Annotated in this window: 17 protein-coding genes; 7 read left to right on the forward strand and 10 right to left on the reverse strand. The window is 27.1% G+C overall.

The annotated features are described in order from the left end of the window. Positions 1-42 precede the first annotated feature (42 nt). Positions 43-492, forward strand: a complete 450-nt coding sequence (gene dtd, locus RT575_RS13885; protein WP_313383296.1) for a D-aminoacyl-tRNA deacylase — start codon at positions 43-45, stop codon at positions 490-492. Here dtd and RT575_RS13890 read toward each other — a convergent pair whose 3' ends face one another. Together RT575_RS13890 and RT575_RS13895 are read right to left on the reverse strand one after the other, a co-directional pair. Continuing rightward, positions 493-1,074, reverse strand: coding sequence for a hypothetical protein (locus tag RT575_RS13890; RefSeq protein ID WP_313581640.1), 582 nt, complete (start codon positions 1,072-1,074; stop codon positions 493-495). A 29-nt stretch (positions 1,075-1,103) separates the two neighbouring features. Further along, on the reverse strand, positions 1,104-1,562 hold the full coding sequence (locus RT575_RS13895) for a hypothetical protein (RefSeq protein ID WP_313581642.1): 459 nt from the start codon (positions 1,560-1,562) through the stop codon (positions 1,104-1,106). 47 nt (positions 1,563-1,609) lie between these two features. On the opposite strand from RT575_RS13895, the gene RT575_RS13900 reads away from it, so the two are divergent. Then, positions 1,610-2,356: an alpha/beta fold hydrolase gene (locus RT575_RS13900; RefSeq protein ID WP_313581644.1), complete on the forward strand. Its 747-nt coding sequence runs from the start codon at positions 1,610-1,612 to the stop codon at positions 2,354-2,356. On the opposite strand, the gene RT575_RS13905 is transcribed toward RT575_RS13900, so the two are convergent. Continuing rightward, positions 2,353-2,793, reverse strand: a complete 441-nt coding sequence (locus RT575_RS13905) for a nucleoside deaminase (RefSeq protein ID WP_313581646.1) — start codon at positions 2,791-2,793, stop codon at positions 2,353-2,355. The two genes, RT575_RS13900 and RT575_RS13905, sit on opposite strands and share 4 nt — an antisense overlap. A gap of 81 nt (positions 2,794-2,874) precedes the next feature. Between RT575_RS13905 and RT575_RS13910 the strand changes: the two genes are divergently transcribed. Beyond that, a complete protein-coding gene (locus tag RT575_RS13910; RefSeq protein WP_313383288.1) occupies positions 2,875-3,771 on the forward strand; it encodes an EamA family transporter in 897 nt (298 codons plus the stop codon). Positions 3,772-3,823: 52 nt separating this feature from the next. Here the strand turns inward: RT575_RS13910 and RT575_RS13915 are convergent, their stop codons facing one another. Together RT575_RS13915 and RT575_RS13920 are read right to left on the reverse strand one after the other, a co-directional pair. Next, entirely contained in the window at positions 3,824-4,594 is a 771-nt protein-coding gene (locus tag RT575_RS13915) for a type III pantothenate kinase (protein ID WP_409515958.1), read from the reverse strand. After that, positions 4,594-6,447, reverse strand: a complete 1,854-nt coding sequence (locus tag RT575_RS13920; protein WP_313581648.1) for a M1 family metallopeptidase — start codon at positions 6,445-6,447, stop codon at positions 4,594-4,596. The genes RT575_RS13915 and RT575_RS13920 overlap by 1 nt, the downstream gene beginning before the upstream one ends. 183 nt (positions 6,448-6,630) lie before the next feature. On the opposite strand from RT575_RS13920, the gene RT575_RS13925 reads away from it, so the two are divergent. The 4 genes from RT575_RS13925 to RT575_RS13940 all read left to right on the forward strand — a co-directional run bounded on the left by RT575_RS13925 (position 6,631) and on the right by RT575_RS13940 (position 9,486). Further along, positions 6,631-7,203, forward strand: a complete 573-nt coding sequence (locus tag RT575_RS13925) for a sigma-70 family RNA polymerase sigma factor (protein WP_313581650.1) — start codon at positions 6,631-6,633, stop codon at positions 7,201-7,203. Then, a complete protein-coding gene (locus tag RT575_RS13930; RefSeq protein WP_313581652.1) occupies positions 7,187-7,807 on the forward strand; it encodes a hypothetical protein in 621 nt (206 codons plus the stop codon). Before RT575_RS13925 ends, RT575_RS13930 begins: the two co-directional genes overlap by 17 nt. Positions 7,808-7,826: 19 nt before the next feature. Next, positions 7,827-8,882 (forward strand): hypothetical protein, encoded by a 1,056-nt coding sequence (locus RT575_RS13935; protein WP_313581654.1) that lies wholly within the window; start codon positions 7,827-7,829, stop codon positions 8,880-8,882. 214 nt (positions 8,883-9,096) lie between these two features. Then, positions 9,097-9,486: a hypothetical protein gene (locus tag RT575_RS13940; RefSeq protein WP_313383281.1), complete on the forward strand. Its 390-nt coding sequence runs from the start codon at positions 9,097-9,099 to the stop codon at positions 9,484-9,486. A 120-nt stretch (positions 9,487-9,606) separates the two neighbouring features. On the opposite strand, the gene RT575_RS13945 is transcribed toward RT575_RS13940, so the two are convergent. The 5 genes from RT575_RS13945 to RT575_RS13965 all read right to left on the reverse strand — a co-directional run bounded on the left by RT575_RS13945 (position 9,607) and on the right by RT575_RS13965 (position 13,426). Beyond that, positions 9,607-9,897, reverse strand: a complete 291-nt coding sequence (locus tag RT575_RS13945) for a hypothetical protein (RefSeq protein WP_313383280.1) — start codon at positions 9,895-9,897, stop codon at positions 9,607-9,609. A gap of 5 nt (positions 9,898-9,902) precedes the next feature. Then, on the reverse strand, positions 9,903-10,391 hold the full coding sequence (locus tag RT575_RS13950) for a YkgJ family cysteine cluster protein (protein ID WP_313383279.1): 489 nt from the start codon (positions 10,389-10,391) through the stop codon (positions 9,903-9,905). Between the two features lie 3 nt (positions 10,392-10,394). Further along, on the reverse strand, positions 10,395-11,744 hold the full coding sequence (locus tag RT575_RS13955) for a hydroxymethylglutaryl-CoA reductase (RefSeq protein ID WP_313581657.1): 1,350 nt from the start codon (positions 11,742-11,744) through the stop codon (positions 10,395-10,397). Between the two features lie 88 nt (positions 11,745-11,832). Then, positions 11,833-12,774, reverse strand: coding sequence for a hypothetical protein (locus RT575_RS13960; RefSeq protein ID WP_313581659.1), 942 nt, complete (start codon positions 12,772-12,774; stop codon positions 11,833-11,835). Positions 12,775-13,003: 229 nt separating this feature from the next. Continuing rightward, positions 13,004-13,426, reverse strand: a complete 423-nt coding sequence (locus RT575_RS13965) for a hypothetical protein (RefSeq protein ID WP_313581661.1) — start codon at positions 13,424-13,426, stop codon at positions 13,004-13,006. Between the last annotated feature and the right edge of the window lie 167 nt (positions 13,427-13,593).

A 13,593-nucleotide genomic window follows, 5' to 3' on the forward strand; every position in this document is an offset into this window, starting at 1 on the left:
TTGAAAAAAAATAATTAGTTTCAACAAAATCAAATAAAAAATATGCGTATTATTTTACAACGAGTAAAAAAAGCATCTGTAACTGTAGATCATAAGATCACAGGAAAAATCAATAATGGTCTTCTTCTCCTTGTTGGTTTTGAACCAGAAGATACTATTGAAGATTATGAATGGATTGCTAAAAAAGTCATACAATTAAGAATTTTCAATGATGAAAATAATGTAATGAATCTTGATGTGCAACAAACAAACGGAGATATTCTTGTTGTATCTCAATTCACACTACATGCTGCTATAAAAAAAGGAAATCGACCTTCTTATATCAAGGCATCTAAGCCTGATTTAGCTATAGAACAATATAATGAATTCTTAACTGTAATAGAAAAAGCTTTCAAGTCTGTACAAAAAGGAATTTTCGGTGCAGATATGAAAGTTGAATTAATAAATGATGGCCCAGTAACACTATTTATTGATTCTAAAAATAAAGAGTAATTATTTCCATAATAATTTCAATTCAACCTTATATTTCCCAGCATATGGTTTTGGATTTGTAGGTTTTTCTGAAATTGAAAATTGATAAACTCCACGAGAAGGTAAAACAAAAATAGTTTCTTTACCAAAAGGACCTCCATGAATAGAATCAATAGGTCCTTTTACCTCATTAATTCGAATATTAGCTAAAGTATCTTGAGCAGAAATTTTTATCCAAACTTTCTTAGCTGAATCAGAATTAAATGTAAAAGTATTTGTTTGAGCAGCATTTTTAGTAATTTCTTTAGATGCTTTACCATAACTAACGGTTAAAACATCTGTCGTATTATCTGCACTCAAAGCAACTATTTTATCTATATTTTCTAGAGGTTTTACAGTATTAGTTTTAGAAACTTTTACAACCTTTTTATTTTTAAGTTTTTTCTCACTTAAATCAATGCTTTCTATTGGCTTATCTTTTTTCACTAAATTAGCATACGCTGGATCAACACCTATTTTACTAGGATAGATAGTTGGTGTCGATTTATTTTCGCAGCTAAATAAAGTTATTAATATAATAAAGGCAATAAAAATTCTTTTCATAATTGGGAAAAAATATAGTGTAAATGTAATTATTTTAATTGTACATTCAATGTATAATTTCCTTGAAAAGGATAACCTTTCATTAAACTTTCACCAATAACAATTTCATAAACGCCATTTTCAGATAAACCATAATCTATATTTCTTCCAAATGGTCCATCTGTATTCTTACTAGGAGAAATTATATTATTTATTCGAATATTAGCTGTATCTGTTGCGGGTACAATTTGTATAGAAACATCATTACATGAATTGTTTCTAAAATAATATCTTTGTTCTTGTTTAGCTTCTTTAAATAAATTGAAACTTCCTTTTCCATTTTTAAGCTTAAGTTCTGTACCGTTTTCAATAGTTTGAGGATAATTTATACGATTATGAACTATAGGTTTATTTTCTGGTTTTTCATCTGTTTCATTATTTTTTATTAAAAAAATAAAAATTGAAATAAAAGCTATTATAAGAACAATAATAGTGTTATATCTCTTCATTGTTCTAAATTTGTATATAACATAAAACAAATTTAGAACCAAACTGTATGTTAAATCACGAAATTACTGGAAAAGGGAAAACATTAGTTTTCTTACATGGATTTTTAGAAAGTATAAAAATTTGGGATTCACTTGTTGATAAATTAAGAAACTATTATCAAGTCATCACAATTGATTTACCTGGACATGGAAAATCTGATACAACTCGTGATATAAATACAATGGAAGAAATAGCTGATGACGTTATTGAAGTACTAAATGATTTGAAAATTGATAAGGCTACTTTTATTGGTCACTCTATGGGAGGATATGTAACTTGTGCAATTGCAGAGTTGTATCCAAATAGAGTTGAAAATATTGTTTTAATAAACTCATCTACTTTACCTGATGACGAGACTAAGAAAAATCAGAGATTAAAAGCATGTAAAACTGCTCAAGAAAATTTAAAAGGTTTAGTAACTGTAAGTATCCCTAGTTTATTTGCTGCACATCATCGTGAAAAATTTAGAGATAGTATTGAATTTATTAAAGATATTGCTCTAAAAACACCTATTAATGGAGTTTGTGCTGCGCTAAAAGGAATGAGAGAAAGACCTGATCGTTCATCTATATTATATGATTTTAAAGGAGAAATATATATTATTATTGGAGAAAATGATGAAACCGTAAATCCTGAATTATTATTAACATTAATTCCAAACTCTCCTAATATTCACCTATTCACTAATAAAAGTGGACACATGGCTTATATAGAAAATTTTGATGATGTTTTAGCTATTTTAAGTTCTATTTAGCGCTTATTCAAAAAAAACTCTTTCATTAATAAACTACATTCATCTTCTAAAATACCTGATATAATTTCAGTTTTTGGGTGTAGATTTCCAAGTTTATTTTTGAAACCTCTTTTATCATCAGATGCACCATAAACAACTTTAGATATTTGACTCCAATACAAAGCTCCTCCACACATTATACATGGTTCTAAAGTAACATAAAGTGTACAATTTTGTAAATATTTACCTCCAAGATAATTAGCTGCAGAAGTTATTGCCTGCATTTCTGCATGTGCAGTAACATCCGTCAAAGTTTCTGTAAGATTATGTGCTTTTGCTATAATTTTATTATTTGATACAATAATTGCTCCTACAGGAATTTCATCTCTATCAAAAGCATTTCTTGCTTCATTCAAAGCTATTCTCATATAATAATCATCTGTAAAAAGATTCTCCATTTTTGTATCAAATTTAAAAAACAAAAATAATCAATAAAAAATAGTAGATTTAATACATTTGTATAAATTGACAACTATTCTATGAATCAATCAAAATATATTTTTGCTGCTATTGTTACTTTCCTCTTATGGGGATTTTTTAGTTTTGGACTAAGACCTATTGCAACTTATCCTCCATTAGATATTTTATTTTTCAGACTATACATTTCAGTTCTATTTCTAGTAACTATTAATGTATGTTTTAGGCAAAATAAAATAAAAAAAGATTGGAAATTATTTTCTTCTTTAGAAAAAAAGAAGAAGAAAAGACTGATTAGTTTAGTTATTGGTGGTTCTTTAATTTTAATGACAAATTGGTTATCATATATTATTGTAATGAATAATATTAGTGTACAAGCTGCTTCACTTTCTTATCTTGTATGTCCAATTATCACAACTTTACTATCATTTATACTATTACATGATCATTTAACCAAAGTAAAATGGATTGCAATAATTATAAGTTTTATCGCTTGTATTATTTTATCAATTGGCCATTTTGTAGACTTAATGTATAGTTTAATCGTAGCAACAAGTTTTGCACTGTATATTATCATTCAAAGAAGTTTAAATATGTTTGATAGTTTTAATTTGTTAATGACACAATTATTTGTTGTATCTCTTATCATGTTACCTTTCGCTTTCGTTTTTTTAGGAGAAATTCCTACTGAAACCATTTTTTACCAATGTATTCTTATGATTGTCATTTTATTTACAATTATTCCTATGTTTCTTAATAATTTTGCATTGAAAGGAATTGATTCATCTACAGTTGGTATTTTAATTTATCTTAATCCTATTACAAACTTTTTACTAGCAATATTTTATTACCATGAAAAAGTTTCTTTTCTTCAGTCAATAGGATATCTACTCATATTCTTAGCAATCATCGTCTTTAATTCAAAAACAATTTTAAAATTATGTCGTGCTAAAAAATAAGTTTTAAATAAAATAAAAAAAAGAGACTATAATAGTCTCTTTTTTTATTTATCTAGTTTATTGTATCCTTATTTAATTCATAAAGTATCCTTAAACCTTTTATTGTATGTAAACGATCATCGATATCTATCTTGTCTGTTAAAGGTTTATAAATCCCTCCAACACCACCTGTAGAAATAACAAGACATTCTTCACCTACTTCTTTATTTATTCGATCAATCATTCCTTCAACCATACTCAAAAATCCATATACAACTCCTGATTGCATACAAGATTCTGTATCACGTCCGAGTACATTCTCTGGTGCTTTAAGTTCGATAGTTGGTAATTGAGCTGTATTTCCTACTAAGGAATTAAGAGCTGTAATAATACCAGGAGCAATAACAACTCCTGTTACTTTTCCTGTTTCATCTAGACCTAAAAAAGTAAGAGCTGTACCAAAATCAATGACAATTTTTTTACCAGGAACTCCTTTATAATGTGCTGCTACTGCATTTGCGTAAAGATCTGTTCCCATTTGGTTAGATGATCGTATAACCTCTGAAGGCGTATTACGATCAACAATCATTGCTTTTAGCTTATGTATTTTTTGTAAAGCTATTTTTACACTAATTGTTAATGGAGGAACAACCGAACCTATTACAATTCCAGTAATTTCTTTTTTATCAATACCAAATGGTTTGTACATATTTGAAAACTTAGCGTATAATTCATATTCTGTACGGTAAGGTTTAGTATTAATAGTCCAAGTTATAATATCCGTTTCGCTTTTAAAAACAGCGAAACGAATATTTGTATTTCCTATATTTACTGCTAGTAACATTATTTTGTAAATACGTTATTTTCTGGGTTAACATCTGCCAAACGTTTTGTTGGATCAATACTAACTTCTTTTATATCTTTAGATACTTTAAAATCATAAGTTGGCTTTGTCCAAAACCAATCTTCTAAAACTGTTCTTTTAGCACCTTGATATTCTACTAAGTTTTCAGCAGGTTTTTCACCTCTCATCTCTCTTAATGGAATATAAAATAATTCTTTTGTTCCATCAGTATATTCAACTAATACATCTATAGGCATTGCAAAATCAGATTTATTTGCAATCGTTACAGTATTATTTGAAACATTATCTACAGCGTAATCAATTTTTCTTGTTGTATTTAAAAATAAATTGAAATACCATTTTAAATTAATACCAGAAACTTCTTCTGCAACACGTTTAAAATCATTTCCTGAAGGGTGTTTAAATTTCCAGATATCATAAAACTTTAAGAATGTTTTTTCTAAGTTTTCATTCCCTATAATATAGCCCAATTGTATTGCTAAAACTTGCCCTTTATAGTAAGCTTCTAAAGAATAACCATAGTTCGTATTATAATAATCTGCTAGTAAACTTGCTGGTTCTTCTTTCCCTGATAAAGCCAAAGCGATGTATCCTCTGTAAGCATCAGGATTTGGATTAGATGGAATAACTTTTAATTTTTCATAAACATTTAAAAGAGCCATTTGTTCTACATACGATGTAAAACCTTCATCAAACCATTCATTGTAGGTTTCATTAATTCCAAATAATTGTTGATACCAAGAATGTGCAGCTTCGTGAAAAATAGTACCAACTAAGCTTTCTAAATTTCTATTACCAGAGATTAAAGTTGCAGTACCATATTCCATTCCTCCGTCTCCTCCTTCAATAATAGAATAAGTTTTCCAAGGATATTCTCCAAAATGTTCAGAATTATAATCAAAGAATCCTAAGGCATAAGGCATCGCTTCTTTCCACGAAGATCCTGATTTATCATTTTTGTATACTAAATAAATATCTACACCATGTTTAGATTTTCCATGATCTACAACAAAGTTTTTATCTGCTGCAAAAACAAAATCATGAATGTTTGTTGCTTTAAAATTCCAAGATACTTTTCCGTTATTTTCTTTAATTGTTGGGTTAGTTACATATCCTTTTACATTATTTGGATTTTGTAATTGTCCAGATGCACCAATGACATAATCTTTGTTAATATTAATTGTTACATCAAAATTACCAAAAGGAGCAAAAAACTCTCTTCCAACATATTCATCTAAATGCCATCCTTCTGGATCGAATTCAGCCATTTTTGGATACCATTGAGCCATAGAAAACTCTACACCATCTTTTGAATTTCTTCCAGAACGGCGAATTTGTTCGGGTACTTGAGCATTCCAAACCATATCAAATATTGCAGTTTTACCACTTTTTATAGGTTTAGCCAATGTAACTTCTAAAATAGTTCCATCTACTTTATAATTTACATCTGTACCATTTTGTTTTAAAGATGTTATTTTTTGATAACCAATTTGATCTGGTTTCAATTCAGTAATACGGCTAATCAATTTAGGATTTTCTTTAGTTCCTATATTTGTTACCATTCTTTTATCTGGATCAGAAATATTTCTTAATCTATAATCCATCATACTTCCTGGTTGAAAAGCATTAAAATATAAATGGAAATAAACCTTATTCAAGCTTTGACCTGAATTATTAGTATATTTCAACTTCATCTTTCCATCGTATTGATATGATGATTCTTTCATATCAATTTCCATTTTATAATCTACTTTTTGTTGCCAATATCCTTTACGTTGTGCAAAAGAGAATTGAACAAGACAAATAAAGATTAGTAGAGTAAATTTTCTCATTCCAACTAATTTCGTTTTTACTTAATTTATCAAAATTACAAAAATCATTAAGGTAGACTTAGCATTAGAACAATAAATTTGATTTTATCAATCAATTTATTATTAATCAAAAAATTAATTTACATTTTAGTGTAACTTTTTTTTATAAATTGAGTCTACTATGTAACAACTCAATTAACACACGTGAAACTATTTGTATTAACCAAGAAAAGTAAAGAGGAGATTTTAATCGATCGGTTAAAAAAAAATGACTCTATAGCTCAAAAAGAACTTTATGATCTTTTTTCTAAAAAAATGTTAAGTATATGCAGAAGCTATATAAAAGATATACATTTTGCAGAAGATTGTATGATAAATGGTTTTTGCAAAGTATATCATCATATTCAAAAATTTCAAAATAAAGGAAGTTTTGAAGGTTGGGTTAGACGAATTATGGTTAATGAATGTTTGACTTTTTTACGTGCAAACAAAACTCTTATTTATGTTGATGATGTTAGAGGTTTTAATGATGATTTTGATGAAGATGATGAAAATGAAGAATTAAATTTTAATGTACAAGAAGTATTAGATCAGTTAGCAGAACCATATCGATTAGTTTTTAATCTATATGTTTTAGAAGATTATTCGCACCAAGAAATCTCAGAAATGCTGAATATATCTTTATCTACAAGCAAAACACAATTATTTAGAGCAAAAGCGAAATTAAAAGAGATTGTATTATTACAAAAGAAAAAGAGAAATGAAAAAGAAGGATAATATATCAAGATATATCAAAGAAGAATTAAACCAAAGAGAACTTAATCCTTCCCATGATAGCTGGAATAGAATACAAGCAAGAATGGATGTAATTCCAACCACAAAAAACTCTAATTACAAATGGTGGTTATCTGCTGCAGTATTTTTTATTTTTACATTATCTACAACTATTTATTTATTTACGAATAAAAAGGAGCAGAACATTCCTAATACAGATTTCGTTAAAAATGAGGTAAATATTGATACTGCAAAGCAGAATTTAGATCATCATACTAATTACTCTACAAATAATACATTAGCTACTAATGAAAAAAATAACGTAGAAAGTATTTCTACTATTGAAATTGAAAAAAAGAATACAAATAATGAATTAGCTAAAACAAAAGAAAAAAAAGATTCTGCAGTCAATAACAAAAGTGAATTAAAAGCTATTATTGAACAAAAGAAAAATCTTGTTGCAGCAAATAAATTAGATTCAATAAAAAAAACTAAAAAAGAAAATAATTATGTCGATCCTGATATGCTATTATATTCTATAGAAAATAAAGAAAATATAAAAGAGTCAAACAAGTCAAGAGTTGTATCTATTGATGTAAAAAAATAATATCCTGTATAATACTACTATGAAAATAATTAATCAATACACTAACATTACACTTATATTCTTTTGTTTTCTTATTTCAAACTTAGCCTATTCTCAAAAATTCAAATTTGATTTGAATGATAAGAATAGTGACAAAATAAGTCCTATTGTACAAGACAGAATTACTGAATTTACACTTATCATCAGACAAATTGTAAAAGAAGAGAAAACTGCTATGGAAAAAAAGATTGATGAAGTTGATGAAGATTTAAAACAAGATAAACTTACCATAAATGAAGCTAATGCAAAAAAAGAAACATTAGCAAAAGTATATTCTACTGTAATCAATGATAGAATTAAAGAAATTAATTTCAATTTAGATGATATCATAAAACAACAAGTTGCATTTTCTATCATGAATGATGAAGATCCGATTGAAACTAGCACAGATGAAGACATTAGAAAAAGATACAAAATAATCAACCAAATAAATGGATACGGATCTTTTGGATATATGGCTTTTACAGGACGAAAAAATGAGGAATTAAATAAACATGAAAAATTTTCGAGTAACCTTACATTTGGATTAATGTATGAACGTCAATTATCTATTACTAGTCCCGTTAATTTTTTAGTTGGAGGATTATTTTCTTGGAGAACTTATCGATTAGATGATAGCATGATGTTTAATCGTGATGAAGATGGAAATGTTGGTTTAGTGAAAAGTGATAAAGCACTAGATAAATCAAAATTAAGATCAGCTTATATTTTAGCTCCTATAGGATTCAAATTCAATTTTTCTAAAATAAAACAGGTTACTGAAAACTTTGCATACAGACCAAAATCTAAACACTATATTGCTGCTTATGCATATGGAGGGGCTTTACTTTCTTCGAATAATATTGTAAAAGGAAAAGGTATACGTAGCAGAGAAAAAGGAAATTATAACGTCAACAATTTCATTTATGGAGCCGAAATAACTGTTGGTTTAGGATTAATTAATGTCTTTGTGAGAAAAGACTTTAACAACTATTTTAAAGAAAAAACTTTTGACAATAGAAAAATGCTTCAATTTGGCATAAATATTGGAATATAGTTAATATCCTCAAAATAGTTTAAAAAACTAAATATTTATTACATTTTTATAGATCAAAACCTCAGTTAATCTGAGGTTTTTTTTCTTATAATTTTTTAAATTTTTCTAAAAAAATATTTTAAAAATAATGTATATTAGTGAAAATAAGATAATAATGGTAAAATCTAAGTTAAGTTGGCAATTTTCAATTCCCATCATAATATTTTTAATATTTATGATGATTAACTTCGCTTTTGTCAAAACTTTTTGGTTTGGAGGAAATTTATTTATCAAAGAACCATTTCTAAGATTAGGAATTTTCATGATTTCCCTTCTTGGTTCTTTTTTTATTTTATACGATCTCACTTTTAATCTTACATTATTCAAATTAAAAGATGAAACATTTGAAATAAGAACAATCTTCAAAAAAGACGAAATTCCGTATCGTGCAATTTATTATTTATATGAAGAAGAAGATATACTTCGATTAAATAAAACTCAGATTCTAACGATACAAACTAAAAAATCTCGTTTCAGATTAAGAAGCTTTTTCGATGCTAATTACGATGAAGTAAAAGAAAAAATAATAGAGAAAGCTGAACAATATGTCAATCTATTAGCCTAATTTTTTATTGGGCGACAGCCAGGCTCTCCATTATATCTTTTACAAATGGAAACAAATACTTTTTATAAGAATCCATTTGTAAAAGGATGCCATTACAATCCTTGTCGCAAAAGCAATCAATTAAAATTTATCGTTATTATTTTTTAAGTAAATCAATATATTCTGTATAAAAACCAGAATAGCTAAAGACATAAAAAACATAAAACCTACATAAATAGCAATTTGCTTATCCTGACCAATTTTTATAAAAATAAAATAAGCCAATAACGTTCCTATGATTTGCATAATAACACTTTGCCAACCTATTTTTTTTACAACTGCTTGGTCTTTTGTTCTAAAACCAGCAATTGCCTGATAAATTGTAGGAAAAATCAACATTACAAATGCTATAATTTTTAATATGATATCCATTGTGATTATATTTTTAATTCTTGTTGCATCTGTTCTACAACTTCATAAGTTGCAGGACAAATAAGCGTATTCTTTAACGTTAAATCATTAATCTGATAAAACTTCTTACGATCTGTATGAGGATATTCTCTACAAGCCTTTGGTCTATCTTCATAAACCAAACAATAGTTATCTGTGTCTAAAAAAGGACAAGGTACTTGTTGCAAAACATAATCATTGTCTTCATCAATTCTTAGGTATTTTTCTATAAACTGACTTGGTTTCAAACGAAAAACATGTGCTAACCTTTCTATATCTTTATTTGTAAACAAAGGACCTGTTGTTTTACAACAATTCGCACAAGAAAGACAATCAATACGATCAAAAACATCTTCATGAATTTCCTCCATCTTTTGGTCAAGATTTTTTGGAGGTTTCTTTTTAAGTTTCTTCAAAAATGCTTGATGCTCTTTCTGCTTTTGTTTTGCTTTTTGAAAATATTCTTCTAAATCCACCAATTATTTTTTTAATTCTTCTACAGATTCTACTCCTCTATGACGACAAAACTCTTCTATCACATTATGGTGTGTAACTGTTTTATCCTTAAAAAAAGTTGTAAAGTATTGTTTTTCTTCTTCTGTAGCTTCTAACTGATTCAGGATATTCATTAAGTGCATTTTCATATGTCCTTTCTGTATTCCTGTTGTAACCAAAGAGCTTAATGCTGCAAAGTTTTGGGCTAAACCTGCAACAGCAACAAATCCCATTAATTCTTTTGCACTAGGTTTTCCTAAAATGGCTAAAGCTAACTTTACTAAAGGATGTAATGCTGTTAATCCACCAATTGTTCCAAGTGCAGTTGGTAAATCTATCCAAAAACGAAATATACCATCTTTTACTTCACAATGTGTAAGGGATGAATAAGAACCATCTTTTGTTGCGTAAGTATGAGCACAAGCTTCTACAGCTCTAAAATCGTTCCCAGTTGCTATAACAACAGAATCAATCCCATTCATAATTCCTTTATTATGTGTAGTAGCACGATAAGGTTCTATTTCAGCAATACGCACAGCTCTAGAGAATTTTTCTACAAATTCTTCTGCAGAAACATTCCCATCAGCTAATTGTTCAACTGGACAAGAAACTTCTGCGCGTACAATACAATCTGGAGTATAATTAGATAAAATACACATTACTATTTGCAATGAATTTTTATCTTCTTGCGTAAAATTATTATCTAACTCTATTTCGTTTTTCAGTGTTTTTGCAAACTGTTCTAAACACGAGTTAATAAAATTAGCTCCCATTGAATCTACAGTTTCAAAAGAACCTTTAATCTGATAATAATTATCTAAATCTGAAGTTTTATCAATTAATTCAAGATTCAAAATACCTCCATTGCGTGAACGCATATTTTTGGTAATATCATTTGTATCTTCAATCAATTGATTTTTTATTTTCTTTTCAAATGCATTTTTTAATTGCTCAAAATCTCCTTCAAACATAAAATGTACATGACCTAGTTTTGTTGTAGAAAGAACTGTGGTTTTAAAACCACCTCGAGTCAACCAAAATTTTGCAGCCTTAGAAGCCGCAGCAACTACAGAAGATTCTTCTACAGCCATTGGTATTGTATACAACTCATCATTAATTAAAAAGTTTGGAGCCAAACCAAAAGGCATATAAAAATTAGAAATCGTATTCTCAGAAAACTCATCATGCAACTTTTGCAAATCAGCGTCATCATTCCAATACTGTTTAAATATATCAATAGCTTTTTCATCGCCATTCAAATATTCATTCACTACCCATTCTATTTTACCTTCTTTTGATAGTTTAGAAAAACCTTCTACTGCTTGATGCTTCATTCTGGTTGTATATTTTTATGTATACAAAATTACAAAGCTTTTTACAAAGAAATGAAGCTATCTTAAAAAACTATTCAATGTTTAATTTCTAGTAATAGTTTATTTCTCTATTTATAGTATATTTCAATTTTGAACCTTCATAAACATCAGCTAAAATCCAATTATCAAATTTGTCATAACTGTACTTTATTTCGTAATCAAACAAAAAAGATTTTCCATTCTTGAAATATTGCTTCTTGATTGATTCTATTTCGTTTCTTGAGTTAAAACTAGCTTCATATACCAAATCTTTATTCGAATCAAAAGATTGAATTTTAGACAATGATTTTTTATCAAAAAAAGTAACTGTATTTATATTTCCACCTATTTTTTGTTGAAAAATAGGTTCATTATTTTCATAAATAAAAAAAGTTTTATTTCCCTTTCTTCCGTCAAAAGATGTCAATTCATTTAAAACCAATAATCCACTTTTATTGTAGGTAAGATTATTTTCAGAAATTATTTTACCTTCAATCTTAGTCACAATTTTATTCAGTTGATTAGAATATTCAAAATTAGTTTCATAATTCGTTATCGAAAAAGATTTATTCTTCAAAACTTCAACCAAACCAACTAAATTATTATTCGCGTAAATATATTTTTTATCAGAAGCAATACGTTTCGGATCTTCATCATTATTTATAATAGTTTTCTTCTCACCAACTAATAATTTCGTATCCTTGTACACATAATCTACAAAACTATAAACACCTAATCGACCTCTATAATCTAAATAATTTGTCTGCTTATCTAACAAACCATATCGATTAAATTCTAATGAAAATTGATTATATAATTCATTCTCATAAAAAGGCAAAGTCGCATATTCACCATTAATGTTTTTCGCTGTTGTAAGTATATTCTTTACTTTTCCATTCAAATGAAAATCACTTAAACTAATATTGGTTTTATATTCATTTGTATGAATCTCCTGAGCAGAAATAACAATAGAAACGAAAAAAGTAAAATATAAAAGAAAGTTTTTAAACATCTTATTAACTAAATTAATTTTAAATAAATATAAAAATAATTTTTAGTTGGCCAATCCCTATTGCGAATTACGAAGTTTGAAATTAGAAACTAGAAGTTGTGAGTTGTGAATTATAAGTTTTACGTAATACATTTATTTATTAAAAACTAATAACTGAAAAACTTTTTGATAAAAAACAAAATCTAAACAAACATTTGCCATTTGTTTTATTGTGAATTTTAGATTTTAATTAATAATTTTCTAAAAAATTTTTAATTTCATTTTTATCTATAGAAATCGGAGGTTCTCGCCAACCTTCTGCTGGTAATTTTGTTATACTGTCAGGTACAAATAAGAATGGTATTAACATTGAGTTTTCTGGATTACCATTTTCAAATACCACAAAATATCGTTTACCCACAAAAAGATTATTAGATTTATTGAATGCTATTTCGCTTTTGTATTCTATATTATTAATTTTAAAAGAATATAGAAATTGATCATCCCTTCTTGGATTTTTTTTAAAATCAAAAATCGTTCCTATGGTATATTTGGAACTAACCATAAGTTTTGAAAATTTTCTTTTTTGATTTAGAAGTAAAACTGAACCTATTACTACCATAATTAATATTCCTAAAAAATACTGTTGAGTTTTGGATAATTTAAATTTCATTTACTAAGGTTTGATATATTTTTCAATTTTTTCATCAATATTATCTCCACAATTTTAATATAAAAGGATAATAGTTGTTTTCTTCTAAACATAAATAATTAAAGAGCTTCTCTTGCTTTGTTGTATTAAATAAATATGTTTATTCTAACAATCCTTTTGGAATAGTA

The organism is Chishuiella sp. (genome assembly GCF_032109125.1).
Taxonomy (GTDB): Bacteria; Bacteroidota; Bacteroidia; order Flavobacteriales; family Weeksellaceae; genus Empedobacter.